The following is a 23,416-nucleotide window of genomic DNA, read 5'->3' on the forward strand; positions in this document are numbered from 1 at the left end:
TCTAGACCGCCAGGACGCTGCAAGGCACCTGATACAAAATATGCTCGGTGGTGCTGCCCAGCAGCTTGTCCACTCCGTGGGACTGGACTTTGCCCATCACGATCACATCCACTTGATGCTCGCTGGCGAAGTCGCTCAGTGCCGTGACGGGGTGGCCCTGTATGAAATGTCGACGGTCCGAGCCCACGCCGTATCGAGCGGCTAAATGCAGGAACGATTTTTCCAGGTCTCTGCGCAGCGACTTGGTGAGGTCCGCGAGCGTCAGTCCACCCATGTCTGCCAGAAAAGCCGCGGAAATATCGCAGGCATAAAGCAGATGCAACTCGGCATCACACTGCAGGGCGAGGCCGCAAGCCTGCTCGATGATCCGGTCATTGAGCGCCTCGTCCGGTGACCCGGTATCCGACACTTCCACCGCCGCCACGACCTTGCGCGGCAAGGCAAAGCTGCTGGCTCCGATCAGGTAGACCGGTATCGGGCATTGACGCAGCAATCGCCAGTCCAGCGGGGTGAAGAAGGCGCGTTTGAGCACCGATTCATGCTGCACTTCCTTGAGCAGCAGGTCGGGCTGCAATTGCGTGACGTGATCGAGGATGTCTTGCGACAGGTCATCGGCCCAGGTCACCTGTGTGGTCACCTCAATGCCCCTGCCACGCAACGTATGGGCCTGTGCCTTGAGCCAGTCCTCATGGTCACGCCGATAGACTTCCCGGGCCTGGTCACGGTCTCCTTCTTCAAGCAGCGACAACAATTTGAAGGAAGGAATCAAGGCGGCAATATGCAAATTCGCACCGCTGGCCTTGGCCAGCGCCGCCGCATGGTTGATTGCCGGAGACTGGCGCAGGGCCGGGTTGATGATGAGTAGCAAACGTTGATACTGACTCATGATTGACCTCCAGACAGGTGAGCGTTCGACCCGTTTGCCCAGCAGCGCGGGTCGATCCACTGATCGACATGGGGTGATTGTGCGAGTCTGGCACCGGGCAGAACTTGATTTACCTCAAGTGTCCAAGCCGTGGAATCGGTGCGAGGGCCTTCGGGCGCGGGGGGGCGACACTGCCGAGCATGGATCCATTCGTCTAAATCCCTTGTCCATGGGACCAATTAGCCTTACCTGCGACGCACAGGAAACTATGCTTTATAAGCTGACACCGAGGGCTATATGAACATGCCTGACGCTCGTTCGTATCGAGACCATCATCTCAAGGCCGCGTGCTCCAACTGCAGCGTGTTGGATCTGTGCCTGCCGTTAGGCCTCTCCGGCCCGGAAATCGAGCAGCTCGACACGCTGATCGTACAACGCGTCAAAGTCAAAAAAGGCGCCGCACTCTATCGCGCAGACGACCCGTTGCGCTCGCTGTACGCCGTGCGTATCGGCTCGTTCAAGACCTGCGTGCTCTCGCTCGATGGCCGGGAGCAGGTCACCGGGTTCCAGATGCCCGGCGAAATGCTCGGTCTGGACGCCATCAGCACCGAGCGGCACACCTGCGATGCCTACGCGCTGGAAGACAGCGAAGTCTGTCCTATCCACTTCGCTCATTTGGAAAAACTCGCAAGTGAACTGCCCTCACTGCAGCACAACCTGAACAAGATATTGAGCCGTGAAATCGTCCGCGATCACGACATGCTGATGATGCTGGGCAACATGAACTCCGATGAGCGCCTGGCCGCGTTTCTGCTGAACCTGTCGCAACGACTGAACCAGCGCGGGTATTCATCCCGGGAATTTGTCCTGAAAATGCGCCGCGAGGAAATCGGCTCCTACCTGGGCCTGCGCCTGGAAACCATCTGCCGGGGCATCGCGCACCTGCGGGATCAGGGGCTGGCGCAAATATCCGGCCGCGACGTCAAGATCCTGAACATGGATGGGCTCAAGCAGTTGGTCGCCGGTTGTCATCGCCACCAAAGCTGACCCCCCTGACGCCGGAGAATCATCATGCGCGCCATGGTTTTGCACAGGCCCGGCCAGCCGCTGCAACAGCAGGAACGCCCGGTGCCGACACCCGGTCCGCAGCAACTGCTGATCAAAGTCCTGGCCTGCGGCGTGTGCCGCACCGACCTGCACCTTGTGGACGGCGAGTTGCCACAAGCGGTGCTGCCGCGAGTGCCGGGGCATGAAATCGTCGGCGTGGTCACAGCAGTCGGAGCCGATGTCACGCCCGACTGGATCGGTCGGCGAGTGGGCGTCCCATGGCTGGGCTGGACCTGCGGTGAATGTGTGTTCTGCACCTCGGGCCGGGAAAACCTTTGTGATCATGCACAGTTCACCGGTTGTCATCTGGACGGCGGTTATGCCGAGTACACGGTTGCCGACCGGCGCTTCTGTTTCCCGATTCCCGAGGGGCTCTCGGACGTTCAGGCGGCACCGCTGCTGTGTGCCGGGCTGATCGGATTTCGGGCGTTGCAAATGGCCAAGGGCACGCGCCATCTGGGCCTCTACGGGTTTGGTGCGGCGGCGCATCTGGCGATTCAGGTGGCGCGTGGCCGGGGGCAGAAGGTCTATGCGTTCACTCGCCCGGATGACAGCGAGGGTCAGGCCTATGCCCGTTCATTGGGCGCCGAATGGGCCGGGCCTTCGGACCAGCCACCGCCACACCTGCTCGATGCCAGCCTGATTTTCGCCCCTGTCGGCGCGCTGGTGCCGCTGGCACTGGCGGTCACCGTCAAGGGTGGCTGCGTGATTTGCGCCGGCATTCACATGAGCGACATTCCCGCATTTCCTTACCGGCTGCTATGGGGCGAGCGCAGCGTTCGTTCGGTGGCCAACCTGACCCGTGAAGACGGCACCACGTTTTTCCAGGAGCTGGAGCACACGCCCGTGCACTGTGACGTCACCTGTTTTGCCCTGGCCGAGGCCAATCAGGCCTTGGCGTGCCTGCGAGCCGGCCAGTTCAAGGGCGCCATCGTGCTTACCCCCTGACCGGGGACCTGACGGCGAGGATGCTGCCCGGCACCGAATACAGGGCCCGTTCGGTGTTACTGCCAATGAACCGGTCGATCCCCACCCGGTGCACCGTGCCCATCACCACGACATCCGCCACGTACTCTTCGACAAACTCGTGGATCACGGGCACTGGTAACCCCATGATGAAATGCCGCCGCTCCGGCGGTATGCCGTAGCGATCGGCCAACGTGATAAACGCCAGGTGCAAGGACTCGCGCAGTTCCTCGATAAAGTCCACGGTCCAGCCTCCACCGGCCAGTGGCGCATCGCCGTTGAAGGCTGGTGACAAGTCATACGCGTAAAGCAGGTGCAGTGGGGCATCGCATTGCAAGGCCAAGGCGTTCGCGGTCTGAATGATGGTGTCATTCAAACCGTTGATCTGGGTGGAAGGATCGAACGGGTCCACCGCCGCCACGACGCGGTGCGGCAAGCCGTAACGGGTCTGGTTGACCAGATGCACCGGGGCCGGGCATTCGCGCAGCAAATGGCAATCGAGCGGTGTGATGAACACCCGTTTCAGCATCGGCTCCAGGGTCACGTCCTTGATCAGCATGTCGGGTTTGAGGTCTTCGACCATTTTCAAGATATCCAGCAGCGGATGCGTGGTAAAAACCACCTCGACCGTCACGTCCAGCCCCATATCATTGAGTCTATCGAGCTCATCGGCGGCCCAGCGACGGTAACGGCGCAAATACCCCTGATACCGTGCATCGTCGATTTTCTCTTCCCACAAATGCACGACCGGTGCCGGTTCGACAAAGGCCCGCACGGCCAGCACTGCACCGCTCGCCTTGGCCAGGGCTACCGCCCGCAGCATGGCCGGGGACTGATGCAGGGTTTGGTCGGCGACCAGCAACAAACGTTGATATTGACCCATCACACACCTCGAGTTCGACGGCGGTCGCAGGACCGGCAGGTTCCAAGCGTGCGCGCGTTGCCCCCTCTTCCAGGTTGATTTACATCAAATACAGGTCAATGAACCTCCTGCGTCACGACTCTCTGATCCAGATCAGATTCAGGCCCGGCCATGGGCGTAGAAAGGACTGAACTGTACGGTTCACCACCGCGCACCTTTCAAACCGGATGGAGGATCACCCCATGCTGACTGTCAAAGACCACAATGAACGGGCCGCAGCCGCTTACGCCGCAGTCACCGGACAACACTGGATCGAATCGCTCAAGGATGGTCGCCATGTGCTGATCCGGCCGCTGTCGGAAAAAGACCGCGACCGTGAATACGCCTTCATCAAACGGCTGTCCCCCGAGTCCAGGCACATGCGTTTTCTCGCCCAGATCAACGAGCCCGGCATCTCGATGCTCAATCAGCTGATGGACACCGACAACAAACAGCGGATGGCCTACGTCGCGCTGACCCATGAAAACGGCCAACTGATCGAGATCGGCGTCAGCCGCTACGCCGCCACGGCCGAGAAAGAATGCGAATGCGCCGTGACGGTCGCCGATGAGTGGACGCACCTGGGCCTGGGAACATTGCTGATGGAGCATCTGATCAAGGCCGCACGCAAAAATGGTTTTACCCAGATGTATTCGGTGGATGCCTCCAGCAATACACCGATGCGTGACCTGGCCAAGGCGCTGGGTTTCCAGACAAGCAATGACCCAGATGACAGCCATCAGGTCATTCACCGTCTTTACCTGTAAAAAATCGCCCCGCGATGTTCAGGCCAACGGTTCATCGCGGGGCGATCCAGTTTTCAGGATTGCAGCGTCTTGCCTGGCTTGATGGCCAGCACACTGCAGGGCGCGCGATGCAGCAATTGCTCTGCCGTGGTGCCCAACAGGATGTTCAATTTGTTGTGCTGCACCGTGCCCATGACAATGACATCCGTGTGATGCTCGGCGACGAAGTCACAAATACTGGTCAACGGTGAGCCCTCGATGAAGTGCCGGGATGCTGGAGGCACGCCATGACGTTCGGCGAGGGCCGCAAAGGCATCGTTCTGAGCCGTCCCCAACGCTTCATAAATACCGGTGGCCAGCGGCAATGCGCCAAAGCCCATGTCCTGGGCATACACCGCCGTCCAGTCATACACATGCAGCAGGTCCAGCCCCGCATCACACAGGGCTGCCAGCTTGGCGGCGGCGTCGACAATCTGGTCGTTGAACACCCGATCCTGGTCTTCGCTGCGCAATACATCGACGATGGCGAGGACGTTGCGTGGCTTGGGATTGAGGGCATTGGTCACCAAGTGCACCGGCACCGGACAATCGCGCAGCAACTGCCAGTCCAGCGGCGTGAAAAACACCCGTTTTAGCGCCGACTCTTCCTGGGCGTCCTTGATGATCAGCGCCAGCGACATCTCGTTGACGAAGTGCAGGATTTCCTCATACGGATGCTGCACCCAGACCACCTCGCTGGTGACATCGACCCCGTGCCGGCCGATCAAACCGGCTTGTTCGGCGAGCCATTTCCGATGGGTCTGCAAGTACCCTTCCCGGGCCAGGTTGATTTGTTCGGGGGCGAACAGGCCAGCGACCGCCAGAGCCTGCAAATAATCGAACGCCACAATGTGCAACGGCATCTGCATCGCGTGCGCCAACGCGGCGGCCCGGTCGAACGCCGGCGTGCGGGTCATGGCTGGGGGAGCAATTAACAGTAAGCGTTGAGTCTGCGACATGGGGCACCTCGACAGGCAGTCATCGGCTGGGGTCAGTAGAGTTTCAGATTGCACGCTCCCAGCCCCGGACCAGTTGATCTTTATCAGTTTCGCCGTCCCTTTTCATCAAGCGCGGATACTTCAAACCCCATCCGACAACCACGCGTCGTGCCGTCTCCCGGCACACCGCATCGGGTTGACAAAGATCAAGCGGCGACGGCAACGGCGGCGGCAACCTTGCTTTCAGGTACACGCCCCATCCAACCCTCGTGGCCATTTCGGCCAGTTTCTGTGCGCCAAGGGAGCATTGTCATGTCCGAGCAATCACGTTTCATGCTGGTCGTCTCACCCCTGATGGAAAACAGCCCCGCATTCGACCGCGCTGCCGCACTGGCCAAGGCAGAAGATGCCGCGCTGCACATCGTGGCCTTCGATTACCTGGAAGGCCTGGCAACCGCAGGCCTGGTCAACGAGCAGGCGCTGGAACAGATGCGCCTCGGTTACCTCGAACGCCACCGCCAATGGCTGGAAGAACAGGCTCGGCCGTTGCGCAAAATCGGCGTGACCGTCACCACCGAAGTGGTCTGGGTCCGAAATCCCTTGAAGGAAATCCTGATTCACCTCAAAGAGCAGCCAATGGCCCTGCTGATCAAGGCGCTGGAACATGAAACGGCGTTTTCGCGCATGATGTTTACGCCCCTGGATATCCATCTGCTGCGCGAATGCCCGGTGCCGCTGCACTTTGTCAGTCATATGCAGCATGCGTTGCCGCGCAGGATTGTTGCGGCGGTCGACCCGTTTCATCGCGACGCTCAATACGAAGGCTTCAACGACCGCATCCTGCATGAAGCGGTGAAGCTGGCGACCGCGTGCAACGCCCAGCTCGACGTGGTCTACGCCTACGACCTGTCGTCGATCGGTGCCGATGAATTCGGTTTTGGCGACGCCAACAGATTCTTCTCCTCGAAAACCGCCAAGACCCTGTTCGACGCCCAGGGCGAAGCCTTCAACGAACTGGCCGAGCGCAACGGCATCCCACCGGAGCAGCGCCACATGGTCATGGGCAACCCGGCCAAGGTCCTGGCCAGCTATGCCGATGCCTACAACGTCGACGTGATCGTCATGGGACGGGTTGGCCACCGTGGCTTGGGCCGCTTGATTGGCAGCACGGTCGAACATCTGCTCTATAAAATGCCTTGCAGCGTTTGGGTGGTCTCGCCGCAAGAACTCGCCGATTGATACAACGTGGCGCAAATCAACAAGGGCAGCCCTATCAAGGCAGCCCTTTTTGATTTATTCATCTGGAAACAACCACCGTTCCTGCCCATTGGTCGATACAGACTTGCTCTACAGATTCAATATGGATAGTTTTGACTCTACGGAGTCATCGAGAGATATCGAACATGGCAGTCCCCCTCCAGGCACAAGCACTCACCAAGACCCAGTGCGTCACGGGTCTGCGTGCAGCCGTCGGCATACTCGACAAATGGCACGCCTCCAGCGACCAGGCCTGTCGCATCCTGCGCATTTCCCGCAGCACCTACACCCGCGCCCGGCAGCGCGATGCGCAATGGACGGTGTCCCTGGACGCGGACCAGATGCAGCGCATCAGTTTTGTACTCAACATCCATGCCGCCCTGCGCCTGGTTTTCGATAACCCGGAAAACGTCTACGGGTTCCCGTCGATGGCCAATCACAACGAGTTCTTCAACGGCCGCAGCCCGCTCGAGATCATGGCGCAGGGCGACATGATTTCCTTGTATGAAACCTTCCGGCGCATTGACGTGCTGCGTGGCGCGCAATGGTAGAAATCAACCAACTGACAGCGTGTGCCGGAGAGCGCCTACAGGCCTACCGACTGGTCAACTCCAAGTATCCACCCGTGGCGTTGTTCGACGACGTGGCGGACGCGGAGGCGTTTGAAGCCCTGTACCAGATTCAGGCACTGACCAACCCCAGGCTGAAAAATGAAGTGGGTCATCTGGAGTGGATCCCGCGCGATCAGATCCCGTTCGGCATTCCGGGCTGCTCCTATGCCACCGCGCCGTTCACCCACGTCAACCCGGCCGGTTCGCGGTTCAGCGATGGCAGTTTCGGGGTGTTGTACCTGGCCGACACCCTGGAAACGGCACTGGCCGAAGTCCGTCATCACCAAAGCCTGTATTGGTCGAATGTGCCGAGCCTCAACTATGAGCGCTTCGTTTTTCGCGGGCTGTCCTGCAGCTTTGTCGACACAGACATGAAAGACGCTGCACCCATTGCGCTGACCGATCCTGTGTACGCGCCTGACGATTACACCCATTCCCGTCGGCTCGGGCGCTCAGTCAAAGAATCCGGCGTGCCCGGCCTGCGCTATCGGTCCGTGAGGATGCAAGGCAGTTATTGCTGGGCGCTGATGACACCGAAACCGGTCTTATCGATCATTCAGGCAGCGCACTACGAGATGGTCTGGAACGGCCAGATCACCAGCGTCAGCAAGATCAGCGAAGCCTGAGCACGGCAAGCTCAACGGGACGCCATCCCCCCAATGACCAAAACCTGCCTGTCGCGTTAATATCCGCCAGATTGGGTTCACACGATCAAGGAGAATCAAAGGCATGTCCGCACTCGACACTTCCCTGCAAGACACCGCGGCGCCCGAAGGCGTGTGTTATGGCTGCGGCAGCAGCAACCCGCACGGGCTGCACATCAAGAGCTTCTGGCATGAAGACGGCATCCACGTCATGGCCGAACACACGCCCGACGCCATGTATTGCGGCTGGCCGGACCTGGTGTACGGCGGGTTGATCGCGATGCTGGTGGATTGCCATTCAAACTGGACGGCGATGGCCTATCACTACCGGATGGAAAACCGCGGCGCGGCAAGCCTTCCGCGCATCAATTGCGTTACTGGCAACCTGGGCATCAAGTTCATCAAACCGACACCGATGGGTGTGCCGCTGACCTTGCGTGCGAAAGTGGAAGGTGAGGTCGGACGCAAGAGTCGGGTTATTTGCGAGGTCTACGCCGGGGACGTACTCACGGCGATTGGCGACTCGGTTTTCGTTCGCGTAGATGCCGCGCAATTGGCAGACAGTGCGCGCGTAAAGCCTGAATAAATCGCCCTTGATTGTGAATCGTGAGCCCAAGAGGTTGTCCATGCCCCGCTTCCCGCATTTATCGCAACTGCTGACCTGCGCCCTGCTCGGTTTATTCGCGTGCAGCACACAGGCCAGTACGCCCTCCTCTGCACCTGACAGTTTGCAGCCGCTGCTGGTCACGATGAACGAGCGCTTGAACATCGGCGACCTTGTGGCGCTGACCAAGTGGGACAGTGGCAAGCCGATTCAGGACAGTGCACGAGAGGCGCAAGTGATCGCCAATGCCAGGAAAATGGCCGTTGACCGTAAACTCGACCCGGATGAGGTCGCCGAGCTGATCGCCGCGCAGATAGAGGCCAACAAACTGGTGCAGTACGGGCTGCTTGCGCAATGGCAAGCGGCGGGTAAGGCGCCGGACACCCCACGGCCTGACCTCGCCGGGCAGATCCGGCCTCAGCTGGATGAGTTGCAAAACCGTCTGTTGCAGCAGTACGCCGACTTTTCCGCCTATCGCAAGGATCCGAATTGCCCGAGTTGGCTGGGCAAGGCGCGAGCCCGTCTGATCAAGGATCAATTGCATGGGCAGGCCCTGATTCGTGCGACTGGCGAGTTGTGTGTCGCGAGTCAGTGAGCCCTTTGATCGAACGGCGTGTTGGCTGAAGGGATAGGTTTGTAGCTTGGACCAACAACAAGCCTGGCCTTATCCGCCTGATGTTGTTCGCTGTTTTGAGGTGGGGGTGGGGTTGGTTTTGGGTACATATCCGTTTCTGCGGTAACGGCGGCTATTGGTTCCGCCCTGACGGCGGGTCACTTTGGAAAAGCCCCAAAGTAACCAAAGGGCTCTTGCCCCTGACGTTCGGTGCCTCGCTAAGGCTCGGCATGCCCTCGCTCCGGTCCTGCTCCGTGGGCCCGCCGCCATCGGCCATCCATGGCCGGGGGCGGCTAACCCGGCATCCTTGCCGGGTTGCCCACTGCGCAGAACCTGCGCTCGGCCTCACGAGGGGGCGTGCAGTGCCAAAGCCAAGCGAGGCGGCCTACGGGCCGACCTGGTTCTTCAACGCTTGCGCGTCCTGATCGTTCCCATGCTCCGCGTGGGAATGCCGCCGGGGACGCTCTGCGTTCCGCTGTCGACGCGGGGCTTGAGTCTTGCGCGATGGTGACGCGGAGCGTCACGGGATGCATTCCCACGCGGAGCGTGGGAACGATCAACAGCATCGCGAGCAAGCTCGCTCCCACATAAAGCAGATCGGCGCGCAGCTTTTGCTCCTCACCACTCTTCAGGTCGAGCGTTAGCTCGCCTTCAGCTTTTGATCTTGATCTTGATCTGCTCCGTCGGAAGGCCGAACGCAGGTTCTGCGTAGTGGGCAACCCGGCATGGATGCCGGGTTAGCCGCCCCCGGCCATGGATGGCCGATGGCGGCGGGCCCACGGAGCAGGACCGGAGTGAGGGAATGCCGAGCCTAGGCGAGGCACCGTACGTCAGGGGCGCAGGCGCTTGGTTACTTGGCGCTCTTCCAAGTAACCCGCCGTCAGGGCGGAACCAATAGCCGCCGTTACCCCAAAAACGGATATGTCCCCAACCCCAAAAACACTTTTTAAGCGAACCGCATCAAGGCCCCATCCGCCGGGCTTTTGTTTCAGCTATGTTTAGTGCCTGCACAAAACCGCCAATGCACTATGAATGCCTCGCGCCAAACAACAGGAGTTGAAAATGTCTGAACCGAAACTGCACCCCAATGCCGCGCAATCCCTGAAACAGTGGCACGACATGATCCGCAAGGGTGACTTGAGCGACCTGCCCGGCTTGCTGGACCCACAAGCAGTATTTCGCTCACCAATGGCACACAAGCCTTATCCGGGAGCCGCCGTGGTATCGATGATTCTCAACACAGTGGTCAACGTATTCGAAGACTTTGCCTACCACCGCGAATTGTCGACAGCAGACGGCCTGAACGTGGTCCTGGAGTTCAGCGCCAAAATCGGAGACAAAGAACTCAAAGGCATCGACATGATCCGGTTCAACGAACAGGGAAAAATCGTCGAGTTCGAAGTCATGGTCCGCCCGTTCAGTGCCCTGCAAGCCTTGGGCGAACAAATGGGACAACGCCTGGGCGCTTACCTGGTGGCCAGCAAAACCTGATGTCCTGACAGCGTCCCAGGCTGCTAATACCAGTGCCGGACAGCAAAACCCGGTACCTCCGGCTGTGTATCACAGTGTGTCTCGCTATTCCCTTGATACATGAGTTTTCACCTGGCCTGCGATTCGACACAGGCCAGATACGTCACCGGGTTCAAATGCATGCAAGGTTTCAAGGGGCTCAGCCGGAACCCCTGGCCAATGGCATGCGACGGAGACATCACCATGAAGATGGCATTGCACAACAAAAACCCTATACCCCAAGGCCGTCTGATCGGCTCGTCGGTCTTGGCGCTCGCCCTGTTCGGCGTTCTCGGTGCGGCCCACGCACAAACGTCCGCCGCCGCACAACCAACCGCGATCAAGGCCGACACCGCCCAAGCAACACCCTCTCCGTTCGGCCCGCTGAAGCACGTCAACGCCGGTCTGCTGACCGTGGCGTATGCCGAAACAGGCCCGGCCAATGGGCCTGTGGTGATTCTTTTGCACGGCTGGCCGTACGATATCCATAGCTATGACGAGGTTGCACCGCTACTGGCCGCCAAAGGCTATCGCGTGCTGATGCCGTATGCGCGGGGTTATGGCGATACGCATTTTCTCTCGGACAAAACCGTTCGCAATGGCCAGCCGGCCGCGCTGGCCAGTGACGTCATCGACTTCATGGACGCGCTGAAGATCAAACAAGCCGTGCTCGGTGGCTACGACTGGGGCGCGCGTTCGGCCGACATCGTTTCGGCGCTGTGGCCAGAACGGGTGAAGGCGCTGGTCTCGGTCAGCGGCTATCTGATCGGCAACCAGGCGGCCGGCAAGAACCCGCTCCCGCCCAAGGCTGAACTGCAGTGGTGGTATCAGTTCTACTTCGCCACCGACCGTGGCCGCGCCGGCTACGAGAAAAACACCCACGACTTTGCCAAGTTGATCTGGCAACTGGCTTCGCCGAAATGGGCGTTCGACGACGCCACGTTCGACCGCAGCGCCAAGGCACTGGAAAACCCCGATCACGTCGACATCACGGTATTCAACTACCGCTGGCGCCTGGGCTTGGTCCAGGGTGAGCCTCAGTACGAAGCGCTCGAACAGAAACTGGCCACGGCGCCGTCCATCAGCGTGCCGACCATCACCCTGGAAGGCGATGCCAACGGTGCACCGCATCCCGCTCCTGAGGATTACGCCAAGCGCTTCACCGGTAAATACGAGTTCCGGCTGATCAACGGCGGCATCGGCCACAACCTGCCACAAGAAGATCCGCAGGCGTTCGCCAAGGCGATCATTGATGCGGACCACCTCTGAAGCGCACACAAAAAAAAAGCCCCGCAACCAACTGGGCTGCGGGGCAAAAAATTGGTTGGTTGCGGCCAACCAAAGGAGCTCGATAAAAAAACGATGCGCAGCCTGGGTCAGATGCAATCCTGTGCGGCACGTTCAAAACTCGAAGGCAGGAAGTTGGAAGCCAGCAAATGCCGCTCGTAGATGAACACCTTGCCACCGCTGCCGGCCTTGTAGGCTTCCAGCACGTTATCCGCCGAGACTTTGCTCGGCACCACGATGCGGTAGCTGCGTTGAGTCTGCGAAACCGTCGGGTTCAACGCGCTGCCCTGCAATTTCGGCACGACGCAATCGGCGTACTGCGCTGGCGTCTTGCGGGTTTGCAAGGTCAGGGTCGGATCATTCGGTGCAGAAGCACAACCGGCGAGCAACAAAGAGGCAAACGCCGTGGCAGGGACGAATAAAGCGCGCATCGTTCTCATCCTGAAAATTAAAAGTTCGGTTGTTTCAGCCAGTGGAGGCGATTTTCCGACGTTTGACGGCAAAGCAGAACTTGCGTTTGGTAATGGTCACTATTACTTCTAACGATAGTTGTGCGCCGCGCACGAGAATGCACAATCAATCACCACTGGAAATGACCTTAGTGAGGATCTCACCTTGAGAACTTTTGACCTGATCCGCGACGCCGTTCTGCCAGACTTTCGTGAGCGGGTGGCCGATTACCTGACCCAATACGAAAGCGTGCTGTTGGGCGAAACAGCGGCCGAACCGGAGCTCGTGCGCGACACCGCCAATCAATTGCGTGGTTATTTGCGCGGGTTGAACACCACGCGGGTGCTGGGCATGGCGGATTGGGAGGAGTTGGATCGACGGGTGGCTAATACGTGGCTGCGCACGTATTCGGAAGCTAGCCAGGATTAGCTCTCGGAGGAATTGTCTGTTTCCTGACTGGTTTCAGCAGCCAGCTTCAGTCGGTCAGCCTTACTGATGTATTTCGACTTGCTGGCGGGTGCCAATTTGGCACTGGCCTTTTTTGCGTGAGCCTTTAATAACTGCGTGATCTTTTTACGACGGTTCATGTTTTTTGCTCGGCGTGTAAGTGCCCGAATGATACCAGCTTAAGAAATCGGACCAAATAACCACAGCTCCATCACCGCTCGTCGTGAACGCCTATTCACGGTCCTCGCCCTTCCCTTCCAGCCCCTTCCCACGAAGGGTCTGGAGATAGCCGCTGACCGCCGTGTCGATCGTGGGAAAGAACGCCGTTTCGCCGAGGCGAGCGAACAGCCCGAAGCGCTTCATTTTGTCCTTCACCGGATCCTTCATCTCGGCCACGCATAACTTGATGCCGCTCGCGTGCAGCGTTTCGTCGAGTTCGGCCAGCATGTCGGCGGACGTCACGTCCACGCTGGTGACCGGCTCAGCCGCCACGACCAGCCAGCGTACCGGCGTTGGCGATGCCGCCACGACGTCCAGCACCCGGTCATGAAAGAGCTCGGCGTTGGCAAAGAACAGCGGCGAATCCCAGCGAAACAGCACCAGGCCGGGAATAAGCTGCGCATCGGGATAACGCGTGATGTCGTGATAGCCTTCGACACCTTCGGCGCGCCCCAATACCGTCGAATAGGGACGCCAGCCATCCCACAGAAACTCGATGACGGCGATGACGATTGCCAGGCCAATGCCCTCGATCGCGCCGAATACCGCCACGCCAACGGTACACGCAATCGAGAGCCAGAACTCCCAACGCTGGATGCGGTAGATGCGCCGCAGGTCGGTGATCTCGATCAGGCCGATGGCCGATGCGATCACCACCGCCGCCAGTGCGCTGGTCGGCAGGTTCTTCAGCAAATCGGGCTCCACCACCAACAGCAAGGCCACTGCCAGCGCACCGACGACGCCGGCCAGTTGGGTCTTGGCGCCCGCCGCTTCGGCGACGGGAGTGCGTGACGAGCTGCTGCTGATCGGAAAGCCCTGGAAAAAACCGCCGGCGAGGTTGGCGACGCCGAGACCGACCATCTCCTGGTTCGGATCGACGTAGGTTTGGGTTTTCGCCGCGTAGACCCGCGACAGCACGCTGGTGTCGGCGAACGACACCAGCGCAACGGCAAAGCCACCGATCAGCACCGGGACGATATCGGCGCGGGTGATCCAGGGAATGACGAGCGAAGGCAGGCCTTGTGGAAGTGTGCCGAGGACTGCTACGCCGCGTGCGGCGAGGTCGAGCATGCCAACGACGAGGGTGGCGGCGGCCACGGCGATCAGAATGCCCGGTACGCGCTTATAGTTCTTGAGGGCCAGGATCACCACCAGGGTGACGGCGCCGATCATGAAGGTGATCCAGTTGGTTTTCCCAGCTATCACCGCGCTGGCAATCGCCCACAAATTTCTCAAGGGTCCATCGGATTCGATCTTGAAGCCGAATAACTTCGGCAATTGGCTGATCAGTACTGTCAGTGCGATGCCGTTCATGTAGCCGTAGCGAATGGGTTTGGACAGCAACTCGGTGATGAAACCCAGCCTCGCTACCCCCGCCAGGATGCACACCGTCCCGGAGACGATCGCCATCATGCCCGCCAGGGCGATTGCACGATGCGGGTCGCCCCCGGACAGGGGCAGGATCACAGCGAGAATGACCGCTGCCAGCGACGAGTCAGGCCCCAGAACCAGAATGCGGCTGGGTCCGAACAAGGCATAAGCAAGCAAAGGAACGATGGTCGCGTACAGGCCGTAGATGCCCGACAACCCCGACGCCACCGCATAGGCGATACCGACGGGCACCAGCATTGTGGTCAGTACCAGTCCGGCCACGATATCGTGCGGCAACCATTCCATCTTGTAGCTGCGCAACGTCTGTAACCCGGGCAGCCAACGACTCCAGCCAGAGGGCTTGGTTGTGCGGCTACGCGCAATGCGGCCGGGTTCCGGAACGGGAGGCGACGTCTGCGAATCACTCATACGACTTGCCTTTTGCCATGGCCAGACAGTTCGATGCGCCGGTAACAGCGATCTGAAAGAGCTTAGTCGTTAGTTCCACATTACAAATAAAAGTAGAGGTGCCGACTTTCGTCTGTTCTGCTGTTTCGGCATATCGTCCAGTTCGAATTAGCCTAAGCAACACTTAGGAAACATGAATATCCACGGTCCGAGTGATCAAACACATTGGCAATCACTGTCTATGCTTTGACCTAGGTGCAAAGCGCTCTGACCCGAAATCCGTCGCGCTGCGTTGCCGGCCATCACACGGAAAAGCAGGCTCATGAAACCGATCCGCGTTCTTGCCTACGCTGTGGCTCTTGCCTCATTCATCCCCACTGCCGGCTATATAGCCCGGGCCGCTGAAGTGCCGTTGGGCAGTACTACGATGGAAGGTCACATCGTCACCCAAGTGCTGGCCGTCGATCCGGCGAATTATCAGATCACCATTGAAGGCGCCGATAAAAGTCCGATGCCCCTCCAACTCACGGACAAAGCCAAGGCACTGCACAACTTGAAAGTCGGCGACAAGGTCGACATCCATGTCATTCGCACAGTCGCCTACACGCTCGACACCAATCTCGACAACGCGCCAGGTATCAGCAACGAATCAACGACCGTGCGCGCCGGCAAAGACAATCCCAATCCGGGCGGCGAGGCGTTTCGCCGGGTCAAGGTCACTTCGAAGATCACTCACATCGACTTGAAAAAGCATGAAGTGACTTTGCTTCCCCCCGAAGGCCAAGCGAGGGTCATGAAGGTCGAAGACCCCAAGCTCCAGGCCCGAATGAAGAAGCTCCAGGTGGGTCAGACAATCAACGCTGTTTACACCGAAGTCATGCATGTCAAAACCTCACGCTAGCAACGTAGGCGGACAACACAGGCGTCAAAGAATACGGTCTGCATGACCGCATGAGGGTGGAGCGATGCGTATTTCATTGGTTTACGCGGTTTCAGCGGTGCTGCTTCTAGGTGGACCCTGGTGCCTGGCGCAGCCATTGGAGGCGCCGGCAAACGCGGCCGGTACAGCGCCCGTGACGGCAGCGGCCAAAGATGCGGTGTTTACTCAGGAACAGCTGGATCAGATGCTGGCGCCCATCGCGCTTTACCCGGACCCACTGCTGGCGCAGGTGCTGATGGCTGTCACGTACCCGGGGGAAATCGCCGAAGCGGTGACGTGGTCAAAAGCGCATCCGGACGCCAAAGGCGATGATGCGGTCAAACAGGTGGCCAGTCAGCCTTGGGATCCGAGCGTTCAGGCGCTGGTCGCCTTCCCACAGGTGTTGGCAACGCTGGGACAGGATCCCGTCTGGGTGCAGCGCCTGGGCGATGCCTTCCTGGCGCAACCGGATGATGTCATGGGGGGCGTGCAGCGGTTGCGTCATCAGGCGCAGGCCGCAGGCAACCTCCAGAGCAACCAATATCAGAATGTGACGGTTCAGAACCTGGCGCCGCCGGCCCCCTCCTCCACAGCGCCGGCTCCGGCTCCGGCCAGCAGCACTTCCACCATCATCATTCAGCCTTCCGATCCGCAAGTGGTGTACGTACCCAGCTATAACCCGACAACAACCTATGGCACCTGGGCCTATCCAGCGTCGCCGCCCACGTACTATCCACCGCCGCCCGCTTATTACCCCGGTTCGGCATTGGTGGCCGGGCTGGCGTTTGGTACCGGTGTGGCGATCGTCGCTTCGTTGTGGGGCAATTGTAACTGGGGCAATAACGACGTCGATATCAACGTCAACCGCTACAACAACATCAATCGCAACAACCAGATCACCCAGAATCAGAACAAGTGGCAGCACAACTCCGCCCATCGCGATGGCGTTCCCTATCGGGACAGCCGCAGCCGTGAACAATACGGCCGACAACTCAACGGGGCCACTCAGCGTGAGGCCTTTCGAGGGGACAATGCCCAACGAGCCCAGGCTCGCGAAAAAGCCCGCGGTTCAATGGACAAATACGGTATCGAACGACCCGCCACCAGTAATCGCCAGGCCCGTGATCAAGCGCGCAAAGCTCAGTCCACACCTTCAGCCGGCAATCGCATGCAAGCCGGTGCCGACAGACCCAAGGCGTCTGACCGCAGCCAAGGCACTGCACGAAACACGCGGGAAAACCAGCAACCCAGGCACCAGACCGCCCAGACAAATCAACGCAGGCAGGACTCCTCGCAGGCGCGCCAAGGCACGCAAAATCGACCGGCCAGTACGGCGGGCAGTGCCCGCAACAACGCATTCGCCGGTGCGCGCTCACCGTCCCAGACCAGCGCACAAGCCGCCCGCGGTCGAACCAGCGAGGCATCCGCGCGGCGCCCCAGTGCCCAGCGATCGGCTGGCCACCAGATCAGCAGGCCATCCAGTCCCCCCATGCGACAAAGATCGGGAGGCCGGCGGTGAAAAACCATTCTCGAGTGACAGCATTCATGGGTTTGCTCCCGCTGATCCTGTCGATGATCGTCAGCTTGGCGTGGTCGTGCATGGCGGCGGCACAGCAGGCATTTCCAACGCCGGAAAAGGCTGCTGAAGCGTTCGTCGAAGCGCTGGGTACGGAGCACGCCGATCAGGCCCGTCTGACAGAGTTGCTGGGTGATCAATGGCGCAGCCTCATCCCGCGAAGTGGCGTGCAGCGCAGTGACGTGGATGCTTTTTTGAAGCTGTATCACGAACAGCACAAGATCGAAAAACCTAGCGACCGCAAGGCCATTCTGTCTGTCGGTAACGATCAATGGACGCTGCCGATTCCCCTGATAAAAACCGGGAACGGTTGGCGCTTCGATATCAAGGCCGGTGACGCCGAAATCCGTGCACGTCGCATCGGCAGAAACGAACTCGCCGCGATGCAATCGGCGATGACCTATCACGACGCCCAGATGGACTACGCGTTAGTGGATCATAACGGTGACGGCGCACTCGAATATGCGCAGAACATCTTCAGCACACCCGGCACGCACGACGGACTCTATTGGGCGGACGACGACAGTGGTCAGATCAGTCCATTAGGCCCCCTGTTCGGCAAAACCATCGCCGGGGAGGATTGGCATGGTTACCACTTCCGTATCCTCAAGGGACAAGGCCCCTCGGCACCGGGTGGCGCCTACAGCTACCTCATCGGCAACAAAATGAGCCGTGGCTTTGCGCTGATCGCCTGGCCGGCAAAATACGCTGACACCGGCGTCATGAGCTTCATGATCAGTCACGATGGCCAGGTCTTTGAGAAAGACCTGGGACCCGAGGGTAATAAAGTGGCGCAGTCGATGAAGCTTTTTGATCCAGATGACAGCTGGCAGGAGGTTACCGAAGATCAGAAGCATTGATGGATTCTGATCCCGCAAACTTGCGGTTCAATCAACATCGACCTGGAGTTCACGCAGAAGGAACCCAAGTGAGTCCGGGGCTGCGGGATGGCTTTTTTCCGAGCGCTGTTCATCCCATGGCATCGCATCATCGGTGCAGAAATCGCCGACACACGCCATGTTCGACTGAACATCGAGAAGCCCAAGCGGAATCCAGAAGTAAGGCGTTTCACGAAGAACATTGGGCACGGTCGAGCCACATTGCGAGCAAAAGTCATTTCTGTACCCGCTGGGTTTACGCCAACTGGCGATCACTTCTTGCCCCTCTTCCCACCTAAAATCGCGAGCGTTGACCAGCGTCGCGAGATTATGGCCGACCCCGGTTTGCTTGCGGCACAGGCTGCAATGGCAGCGATAGAAAAATCGTGGTTCAACCGCGAGGGAAAAGCGTACAGACCCGCAAAGACATTGTCCTGATGCCATGAATATCTCCTTTGAAAACCAAGTTATCGGTGCCTTTCCCGTAGAACTTTGCTATTGAAACAGCGGTAGGCGACATATTTACCATGGACGCAGGCTTAGCAGGAGGCATGCAATGGAACTGAAGTTCAGTCACGTCGATGTACTGGTCAAGGATCTCGAAGAAGCCTGTGCCTACTACGCGCAGATATTGAACGCGAGGATCTCAAAAACACTGGTCTGGGAACGCGGTGGCCTGCACGTGCGCTATGCAATTGCATTGATCGGTCAAGAGCGTTTCATGCTGGTACAACCGTTGGCGGGAAACCTCAAAGAGCTGATGGACTCATCGGGCGAAGGAATGATCTACCGCCACTGCTACTCGACGCCAGACATCGAGAAAGCCTATGACGAATTGATCATCGCCGGCGTTCAGCCCGAGGACGAAAACGGCGCGCCATTGACCCGTGAGAATCTGCAGTCTCCTTCTGGAACACGCATCATCTGGCTACCCAAGCGCTTCGGGCATTTCTCTATCGAGATTTTGGAAGATGAGGCGCTGGAGGCGTTTATCGAGGCGGCGTTTGTTTGAGGAAGGCCCGGCGCGACAGGCAATAAACGGCCAAAAGCGGCGCAGTCTGTTTTTGAATCAAGGTTGCTTGCGGAAGAACAAGGTGATCTGGCCTACCTCCACCCCGAACTTGGACATGAACGAGCGATTGATCATGGTGTTCTTGTCCATAAGGTACATCCAGTCGTCCAACTGAACCTGATACTCCTTGCCATCCACCGGCAGGCTCAGCACATAGTTCCAGCGCAGCGTATTGCCTGCCACCTCACCCAGCGCCTCGCCCACCACGTCGCCAGCGGTTCCGCGCCATTGACTGGAGCCAACCGGGGTTAATGTCCACACGCGTTTTTGCTGGGTACCGTCGCTGTACGTAAATGATTCGTCGAGTATCAGCTTGCTACCTTCGGAGTGGCCATTGATCTCCACGTGGAAGCGTTTGGCGACCAAGCCAGAACGCTTTTGAAACATCCCCCAGGCTTCAACCCGGCCCTCGAAGAATTCGCGCAACTCAAGCGCGGGCTTCTCCTGACTGTAGGTGTGCACATCCACTTGGCTGCAACTTGCAAGGCCAATGCAAAGCAGCAATATGCCTATCTTCAACATGTGCATTTCCTCAACGGTCTCAGGGTTGAGCTACGCCCAGCAATTGGGCGCGCAGTTCCGGGTTGCGTGTTCGGGGGTCAAGCCATATCGCAAAAAAGGCTTTGGCGAACGCAACGTCCCTCACCACATGCTGAAGGTGCTCACCAACGTAAAAACGTGCGCCTTCTCCAGGCATATAAACTCCGGTGATGCGGTCGCCGGCACGCACATCGACAAACGCCTTGGACATCTCCGACTCCCAGCGAGCCATCAGCTCTGAATTCGGAGTGTTGGGCGACAGACGACGGATTTCCTTGATGCTGGCCTCAACCAGATCATCGCGACTGATAGCGCGACGGTAGGTCAGCTCCAGCGCAAAGGGCACATCGGCATCCAGCGTTTCACCGGCAACGAGGCGTGAGCTCCAGAACTGCGCGCTGTAGATGGAAAACCCGAATACGCGCATCTCCCCGTACCCCAACCGATGAGCATTGGGAACAGCCTCGCGCCAGTCAGCAAGCAGTTCTGCGCTCTGGAGCATCAGAACAAAACAGATCGCGTGGCGGATGAAGCGGCCCGTCTGCATAGTCATGCGAAGCCCTCGATATGACTCAATAGGCGCCTTTAAAAGTTATACCAACGTGCTGAAGTGGCCATCGTCAGGTGGCTTTTTAGGCCTATCTTGCACAAAACATATACAAACATATCTTCCACGTACAATAAAAAGCAGTGATCACTCACGCTTTTCTTAGATTTGGTTTGAGGATCTCCCACGCCTCGGCAGTAAAGCGGTAGCTCTTGTCCGCTTGAAAAACGATCACGCCTTCATCAGCCAGACGCTTCAGTACTTCACGCACACTGACGAGCGTCAGCTCAACAGAGGACGACTCTAAATAGGCACGCACCCCACACACACCGATCGAGCGCCCCTCCTGCGTAGCCAAGACCAGTGCTTTGATAACTTTTAGACGGAACAGACTGGTGCGCAGTCCATGCAAACGAAGCAGCTCACGGATATGACCGTTCGCACTGCGATCAGACTCGGGGGGCAGTGAATGAGTCGTTGCGAGGAACGGACGACGTTTAACAGCAGAGGACAGGTTGTGGTTAAACAACATGCAAATACTCCTGTTCAGCAATGATCAGGTCGGGGCAACAACGCTCAATGGTCGCTCCCCCTTCCCGTCCTTCTCAAAAATCGACCGTGGCCGATAACTGCAAGGTGCGCGGATAACCAGCCGAGAACGCGCCGTAGGAGGCGACGCCCGACCAGTACTCACGATCGAAAACGTTCTGTACGGTGGCGCGGAAGGTCGTCGGCCGCCCTTCGATTTTGGTGGCGTAACGCGCGCCGGCATCAAAGCGAGTCCAGGAAGCCAGCTCCTGGGTATTGGCTTGATTGACGTATTGGCTGTCGGTGTAAATGGCACCGCTGGTGAGGGTGAAACCCTCAAGCCAAGGCGTGTCATATTCGGCCCACAGGTTGGCTTGCACGTCTGGCACGCCTACCGGTTTGTTGCCGCGATTGGCGGCCGTGGCCGAATCGGTCAACTCGCCATCGAGCAGCGTCACGCCCCCCATCAAGCGCGTGCCCGGTGCTACTTCGCCAAACATGCTCAACTCGACACCGCGGTTACGCTGTTCGGCTTGCACCGAAAACACGTTGCCGGCGCCGATTTCGCCACTCGGTTTTTCGATCTGAAACAACGCCAGCGTGGTCATGAACGTGCCGTGTTCATACTTGACGCCGATTTCATGCTGCTTCGATTCATAAGGTGCGAACGTCTCGCCGGCGTTGGCCGCCGAGCCCGGTGCGATATCACCTTTGCTCAAGCCTTCGACGTAGTTGTAGTAGAGCGAAACGTCTTCCCAGGGCTTGACCACCACGCCGACGAGCGGGGTCGTGGCACTCTCGTTATATTTCGAGCTGACCGAGCCTGCCGCGTTGTAATTACGTGACTCGATGTCTTGTCGACGCACACCCAGGGTCAACTGAAAGCGGTCATCAAGCATGGACAGCGTGTCGGTCAACGCAACACCGGACAAATCCGATTCGGAAACACGGAGCACCTGGGGCGAGTTGATAAATTGCTTGGGCACTTCCACCGGATGGTAGATGTTCGAACGCACTTCAGTGCCGTTGTTGATCCCTCGGGACAGCTCATCCTGGTATCGGGTCGCCATCAGCGTCGTCGTGTGGGTGACGGGACCGGTTGCGAACACTCCGCGGATCCCGACGTCGGCGGTAGAGCGGTCGACGTTGAATTTGTAGTACCCGGGAATGTTGCTGGTATCGCCGGCCTCATTGATGATTCTCGGCACCTGGTCGGACATCCGCTTGACGTCTGACTTGCCGCCCCCCGCATGGGCAAACACGGTGACCGCATCACTCAGGTCATATTCGCCGCCCAGCAATGCCGACTGCTCTTTGGTATCTGACCACCCCCAGTCCTGCGACACATTGGTCCGGCCATTGGGTGCGGAGGGAATATCAATTCCAGGCGCGACAGTGAATGGCCTCGACGGTGCATCGAAGCTTTCTTTCTGGCTGATGTAGTCAAGGTTCAAGCGCAAGCGCTCGCCTCGATAATCCAGCGCGATGGCACCGATCCCCAGGTCTCGGCGCTGATCATCAACGGCAGTGTCACCGCCTTGCAGGTTGCCGTTGAAGCGCACGCCGAACTGATTTTCTTCACCAAAGCGCCGGCTGAGATCCAGGTGACCGCCGACTTGGGAGTCCGAGGCGTAGCTGGTGGTAACACGAGTCAGGTCTTCGTCCAGCGGACGTTTGGGAACGATATTGATCACGCCACCGACGCCACTGTTTGGCGAAATGCCGTACATCAGGGCGCCCGGTCCCTTCAGCACTTCGACACGCTCGGCATACTCGGTGAATACCCGGTAGTTTGGCGCCACGCCATACACACCATCGAACGCCAGTTCGCCCAGGTTGCCTTCACCCACCGGAAAGCCACGGATGAAAAACGAATCGACGATGCCGCCCGTCTGACCCGTGGAGCGCACCGAAGGGTCACGTTCCAATGCATCGGCCACGGTCACCGTTTGCAGGTCGGCCAATGTCTTGGCGGTGTAACTGGTCACGCTGAACGGGGTATCCATCACGTCTTTGTTGCCCAGCATGCCCAGTCGCGCACCACGCGCCACCTGGCCACCGGCGAAAACTTCCGGCAACGCAGTCGGGCCGCTGTAACTGGCGTTGATGTCAGTGGTACCGAGGGTCAGCGTATTCGTGCTGTGGTCGGCCGGCGTCGCGGCCGGAGTGTTCGTGGTTGTGTCAGCGGCAACGTCCTGTTGCTCAGGGGCTGCGGCCCAGGCGTTGGCGCTTCCTGCGACCAAGACAAAATTCAGCATGGCGGTACGAATGGCGAGTGTTAACACGCGCTCACCGCAAGGACGACTGACAACAGGCATGACGTGAGGATCCTTTTCAAACAGGGAAAATGGTAATCACTCCTATTGCCAGTCGA

Annotated in this window: 26 protein-coding genes; 15 read left to right on the forward strand and 11 right to left on the reverse strand. The window is 59.0% G+C overall.

The window, feature by feature from the left end:
* Window position 1: 1 nt before the first annotated feature.
* Window positions 2-886 (reverse strand): universal stress protein, encoded by an 885-nt coding sequence (locus HNR03_RS30695; RefSeq protein ID WP_259158056.1) that lies wholly within the window; start codon window positions 884-886, stop codon window positions 2-4.
* Window positions 887-1,168: 282 nt separating this feature from the next.
* Here HNR03_RS30695 and fnr point away from each other — a divergent pair, with 282 nt between their 5' ends.
* Both fnr and HNR03_RS30705 read left to right on the forward strand, forming a co-directional pair.
* A complete protein-coding gene (gene fnr / locus HNR03_RS30700; protein WP_259158132.1) occupies window positions 1,169-1,912 on the forward strand; it encodes a fumarate/nitrate reduction transcriptional regulator Fnr in 744 nt (247 codons plus the stop codon).
* 24 nt (window positions 1,913-1,936) lie between these two features.
* The gene (locus tag HNR03_RS30705) at window positions 1,937-2,920 is read left to right on the forward strand and encodes a zinc-dependent alcohol dehydrogenase family protein (RefSeq protein ID WP_259158057.1); all 984 of its coding nucleotides are present in this window, start codon (window positions 1,937-1,939) and stop codon (window positions 2,918-2,920) included.
* Here HNR03_RS30705 and HNR03_RS30710 read toward each other — a convergent pair.
* Window positions 2,910-3,821 carry a universal stress protein gene (locus HNR03_RS30710; protein WP_259158059.1) on the reverse strand — a complete coding sequence of 304 codons (912 nt, stop codon included), beginning with the start codon at window positions 3,819-3,821 and terminating at the stop codon, window positions 2,910-2,912. The genes HNR03_RS30705 and HNR03_RS30710 overlap by 11 nt on opposite strands.
* Window positions 3,822-4,042: 221 nt before the next feature.
* On the opposite strand from HNR03_RS30710, the gene HNR03_RS30715 reads away from it, so the two are divergent.
* Window positions 4,043-4,606, forward strand: coding sequence for a GNAT family N-acetyltransferase (locus tag HNR03_RS30715; RefSeq protein WP_259158060.1), 564 nt, complete (start codon window positions 4,043-4,045; stop codon window positions 4,604-4,606).
* Window positions 4,607-4,659: 53 nt separating this feature from the next.
* On the opposite strand, the gene HNR03_RS30720 is transcribed toward HNR03_RS30715, so the two are convergent.
* The gene (locus HNR03_RS30720) at window positions 4,660-5,583 is read right to left on the reverse strand and encodes a universal stress protein (RefSeq protein WP_259158062.1); all 924 of its coding nucleotides are present in this window, start codon (window positions 5,581-5,583) and stop codon (window positions 4,660-4,662) included.
* Window positions 5,584-5,874: 291 nt separating this feature from the next.
* Here HNR03_RS30720 and HNR03_RS30725 point away from each other — a divergent pair, with 291 nt between their 5' ends.
* The 7 genes from HNR03_RS30725 (at window position 5,875) to HNR03_RS30755 (ending at window position 12,069) form a co-directional block, all read left to right on the forward strand.
* Window positions 5,875-6,801, forward strand: coding sequence for a universal stress protein (locus HNR03_RS30725; RefSeq protein WP_259158064.1), 927 nt, complete (start codon window positions 5,875-5,877; stop codon window positions 6,799-6,801).
* Between the two features lie 164 nt (window positions 6,802-6,965).
* Entirely contained in the window at window positions 6,966-7,370 is a 405-nt protein-coding gene (locus HNR03_RS30730; RefSeq protein WP_259158066.1) for an antitoxin Xre-like helix-turn-helix domain-containing protein, read from the forward strand.
* Window positions 7,364-8,056, forward strand: a complete 693-nt coding sequence (locus tag HNR03_RS30735) for an RES family NAD+ phosphorylase (protein WP_259158068.1) — start codon at window positions 7,364-7,366, stop codon at window positions 8,054-8,056. Before HNR03_RS30730 ends, HNR03_RS30735 begins: the two co-directional genes overlap by 7 nt.
* Before the next feature lie 103 nt (window positions 8,057-8,159).
* Window positions 8,160-8,660 (forward strand): PaaI family thioesterase, encoded by a 501-nt coding sequence (locus HNR03_RS30740; RefSeq protein WP_259158070.1) that lies wholly within the window; start codon window positions 8,160-8,162, stop codon window positions 8,658-8,660.
* A gap of 40 nt (window positions 8,661-8,700) precedes the next feature.
* Window positions 8,701-9,273: a chorismate mutase gene (locus tag HNR03_RS30745; protein ID WP_259158073.1), complete on the forward strand. Its 573-nt coding sequence runs from the start codon at window positions 8,701-8,703 to the stop codon at window positions 9,271-9,273.
* A 1,080-nt stretch (window positions 9,274-10,353) separates the two neighbouring features.
* Entirely contained in the window at window positions 10,354-10,782 is a 429-nt protein-coding gene (locus HNR03_RS30750) for a nuclear transport factor 2 family protein (RefSeq protein ID WP_259158074.1), read from the forward strand.
* Window positions 10,783-11,004: 222 nt separating this feature from the next.
* Window positions 11,005-12,069, forward strand: a complete 1,065-nt coding sequence (locus HNR03_RS30755) for an alpha/beta fold hydrolase (RefSeq protein WP_259158076.1) — start codon at window positions 11,005-11,007, stop codon at window positions 12,067-12,069.
* Window positions 12,070-12,176: 107 nt separating this feature from the next.
* On the opposite strand, the gene HNR03_RS30760 is transcribed toward HNR03_RS30755, so the two are convergent.
* The gene (locus tag HNR03_RS30760; RefSeq protein ID WP_259158078.1) at window positions 12,177-12,518 is read right to left on the reverse strand and encodes a hypothetical protein; all 342 of its coding nucleotides are present in this window, start codon (window positions 12,516-12,518) and stop codon (window positions 12,177-12,179) included.
* Window positions 12,519-12,702: 184 nt separating this feature from the next.
* On the opposite strand from HNR03_RS30760, the gene HNR03_RS30765 reads away from it, so the two are divergent.
* The gene (locus tag HNR03_RS30765) at window positions 12,703-12,966 is read left to right on the forward strand and encodes a hypothetical protein (RefSeq protein ID WP_259158079.1); all 264 of its coding nucleotides are present in this window, start codon (window positions 12,703-12,705) and stop codon (window positions 12,964-12,966) included.
* Here the strand turns inward: HNR03_RS30765 and HNR03_RS30770 are convergent.
* Window positions 12,963-13,124 (reverse strand): DUF2986 domain-containing protein, encoded by a 162-nt coding sequence (locus tag HNR03_RS30770; RefSeq protein ID WP_222587453.1) that lies wholly within the window; start codon window positions 13,122-13,124, stop codon window positions 12,963-12,965. The two genes, HNR03_RS30765 and HNR03_RS30770, sit on opposite strands and share 4 nt — an antisense overlap.
* A 91-nt stretch (window positions 13,125-13,215) precedes the next feature.
* A complete protein-coding gene (locus tag HNR03_RS30775; protein ID WP_259158081.1) occupies window positions 13,216-15,003 on the reverse strand; it encodes a SulP family inorganic anion transporter in 1,788 nt (595 codons plus the stop codon).
* Window positions 15,004-15,304: 301 nt separating this feature from the next.
* Here HNR03_RS30775 and HNR03_RS30780 point away from each other — a divergent pair, with 301 nt between their 5' ends.
* The 3 genes from HNR03_RS30780 (at window position 15,305) to HNR03_RS30790 (ending at window position 18,337) form a co-directional block, all read left to right on the forward strand.
* The gene (locus tag HNR03_RS30780; protein ID WP_222587455.1) at window positions 15,305-15,883 is read left to right on the forward strand and encodes a hypothetical protein; all 579 of its coding nucleotides are present in this window, start codon (window positions 15,305-15,307) and stop codon (window positions 15,881-15,883) included.
* A gap of 64 nt (window positions 15,884-15,947) precedes the next feature.
* A complete protein-coding gene (locus tag HNR03_RS30785) occupies window positions 15,948-17,420 on the forward strand; it encodes a DUF3300 domain-containing protein (protein WP_259158083.1) in 1,473 nt (490 codons plus the stop codon).
* 26 nt (window positions 17,421-17,446) lie between these two features.
* Entirely contained in the window at window positions 17,447-18,337 is an 891-nt protein-coding gene (locus tag HNR03_RS30790) for a DUF2950 domain-containing protein (protein WP_259158133.1), read from the forward strand.
* Window positions 18,338-18,364: 27 nt separating this feature from the next.
* Here the strand turns inward: HNR03_RS30790 and HNR03_RS30795 are convergent, their stop codons facing one another.
* On the reverse strand, window positions 18,365-18,799 hold the full coding sequence (locus HNR03_RS30795) for a GFA family protein (protein ID WP_259158085.1): 435 nt from the start codon (window positions 18,797-18,799) through the stop codon (window positions 18,365-18,367).
* A gap of 112 nt (window positions 18,800-18,911) precedes the next feature.
* Between HNR03_RS30795 and HNR03_RS30800 the strand changes: the two genes are divergently transcribed.
* Complete coding sequence (locus HNR03_RS30800) at window positions 18,912-19,367, forward strand: VOC family protein (RefSeq protein ID WP_222587458.1); 456 nt, start codon at window positions 18,912-18,914, stop codon at window positions 19,365-19,367.
* Between the two features lie 57 nt (window positions 19,368-19,424).
* Here the strand turns inward: HNR03_RS30800 and HNR03_RS30805 are convergent, their stop codons facing one another.
* From HNR03_RS30805 to HNR03_RS30820, 4 genes are all read right to left on the reverse strand, one after another.
* The gene (locus HNR03_RS30805) at window positions 19,425-19,949 is read right to left on the reverse strand and encodes a DUF3833 domain-containing protein (RefSeq protein WP_259158088.1); all 525 of its coding nucleotides are present in this window, start codon (window positions 19,947-19,949) and stop codon (window positions 19,425-19,427) included.
* Between the two features lie 19 nt (window positions 19,950-19,968).
* The gene (locus HNR03_RS30810) at window positions 19,969-20,520 is read right to left on the reverse strand and encodes a chalcone isomerase family protein (RefSeq protein WP_405046103.1); all 552 of its coding nucleotides are present in this window, start codon (window positions 20,518-20,520) and stop codon (window positions 19,969-19,971) included.
* Between the two features lie 145 nt (window positions 20,521-20,665).
* A complete protein-coding gene (locus HNR03_RS30815; RefSeq protein ID WP_259158089.1) occupies window positions 20,666-21,046 on the reverse strand; it encodes a fe2+ zn2+ uptake regulation protein in 381 nt (126 codons plus the stop codon).
* Between the two features lie 73 nt (window positions 21,047-21,119).
* Window positions 21,120-23,360, reverse strand: coding sequence for a TonB-dependent siderophore receptor (locus HNR03_RS30820; protein WP_259158091.1), 2,241 nt, complete (start codon window positions 23,358-23,360; stop codon window positions 21,120-21,122).
* Window positions 23,361-23,416 lie beyond the last annotated feature (56 nt).

It is taken from the genome of Pseudomonas sp. JAI111 (assembly GCF_024809425.1).
In the GTDB taxonomy this organism is placed as follows: domain Bacteria; phylum Pseudomonadota; class Gammaproteobacteria; order Pseudomonadales; family Pseudomonadaceae; genus Aquipseudomonas.

Excerpts from the sequence above, each read along its gene's own strand:
- HNR03_RS30810 (WP_405046103.1), bottom strand. The coding sequence starts at position 20,520 with ATGACTATGCAGACGGGCCGCTTCATCCGCCACGCGATCTGTTTTGTT.
- HNR03_RS30800 (WP_222587458.1), top strand. The coding sequence starts at position 18,912 with ATGGAACTGAAGTTCAGTCACGTCGATGTACTGGTCAAGGATCTCGAA.
- HNR03_RS30705 (WP_259158057.1), top strand. The coding sequence starts at position 1,937 with ATGCGCGCCATGGTTTTGCACAGGCCCGGCCAGCCGCTGCAACAGCAG.
- HNR03_RS30815 (WP_259158089.1), bottom strand. The coding sequence starts at position 21,046 with ATGTTGTTTAACCACAACCTGTCCTCTGCTGTTAAACGTCGTCCGTTC.
- HNR03_RS30710 (WP_259158059.1), bottom strand. The coding sequence starts at position 3,821 with ATGGGTCAATATCAACGTTTGTTGCTGGTCGCCGACCAAACCCTGCAT.
- HNR03_RS30790 (WP_259158133.1), top strand. The coding sequence starts at position 17,447 with ATGGGTTTGCTCCCGCTGATCCTGTCGATGATCGTCAGCTTGGCGTGG.
- HNR03_RS30795 (WP_259158085.1), bottom strand. The coding sequence starts at position 18,799 with ATGGCATCAGGACAATGTCTTTGCGGGTCTGTACGCTTTTCCCTCGCG.
- fnr (WP_259158132.1), top strand. The coding sequence starts at position 1,169 with ATGCCTGACGCTCGTTCGTATCGAGACCATCATCTCAAGGCCGCGTGC.
- HNR03_RS30720 (WP_259158062.1), bottom strand. The coding sequence starts at position 5,583 with ATGTCGCAGACTCAACGCTTACTGTTAATTGCTCCCCCAGCCATGACC.
- HNR03_RS30780 (WP_222587455.1), top strand. The coding sequence starts at position 15,305 with ATGAAACCGATCCGCGTTCTTGCCTACGCTGTGGCTCTTGCCTCATTC.
- HNR03_RS30770 (WP_222587453.1), bottom strand. The coding sequence starts at position 13,124 with ATGAACCGTCGTAAAAAGATCACGCAGTTATTAAAGGCTCACGCAAAA.
- HNR03_RS30820 (WP_259158091.1), bottom strand. The coding sequence starts at position 23,360 with ATGCCTGTTGTCAGTCGTCCTTGCGGTGAGCGCGTGTTAACACTCGCC.
- HNR03_RS30695 (WP_259158056.1), bottom strand. The coding sequence starts at position 886 with ATGAGTCAGTATCAACGTTTGCTACTCATCATCAACCCGGCCCTGCGC.
- HNR03_RS30740 (WP_259158070.1), top strand. The coding sequence starts at position 8,160 with ATGTCCGCACTCGACACTTCCCTGCAAGACACCGCGGCGCCCGAAGGC.
- HNR03_RS30805 (WP_259158088.1), bottom strand. The coding sequence starts at position 19,949 with ATGTTGAAGATAGGCATATTGCTGCTTTGCATTGGCCTTGCAAGTTGC.
- HNR03_RS30750 (WP_259158074.1), top strand. The coding sequence starts at position 10,354 with ATGTCTGAACCGAAACTGCACCCCAATGCCGCGCAATCCCTGAAACAG.
- HNR03_RS30745 (WP_259158073.1), top strand. The coding sequence starts at position 8,701 with ATGCCCCGCTTCCCGCATTTATCGCAACTGCTGACCTGCGCCCTGCTC.
- HNR03_RS30730 (WP_259158066.1), top strand. The coding sequence starts at position 6,966 with ATGGCAGTCCCCCTCCAGGCACAAGCACTCACCAAGACCCAGTGCGTC.
- HNR03_RS30785 (WP_259158083.1), top strand. The coding sequence starts at position 15,948 with ATGCGTATTTCATTGGTTTACGCGGTTTCAGCGGTGCTGCTTCTAGGT.
- HNR03_RS30760 (WP_259158078.1), bottom strand. The coding sequence starts at position 12,518 with ATGCGCGCTTTATTCGTCCCTGCCACGGCGTTTGCCTCTTTGTTGCTC.
- HNR03_RS30735 (WP_259158068.1), top strand. The coding sequence starts at position 7,364 with ATGGTAGAAATCAACCAACTGACAGCGTGTGCCGGAGAGCGCCTACAG.
- HNR03_RS30775 (WP_259158081.1), bottom strand. The coding sequence starts at position 15,003 with ATGAGTGATTCGCAGACGTCGCCTCCCGTTCCGGAACCCGGCCGCATT.
- HNR03_RS30725 (WP_259158064.1), top strand. The coding sequence starts at position 5,875 with ATGTCCGAGCAATCACGTTTCATGCTGGTCGTCTCACCCCTGATGGAA.
- HNR03_RS30715 (WP_259158060.1), top strand. The coding sequence starts at position 4,043 with ATGCTGACTGTCAAAGACCACAATGAACGGGCCGCAGCCGCTTACGCC.
- HNR03_RS30755 (WP_259158076.1), top strand. The coding sequence starts at position 11,005 with ATGAAGATGGCATTGCACAACAAAAACCCTATACCCCAAGGCCGTCTG.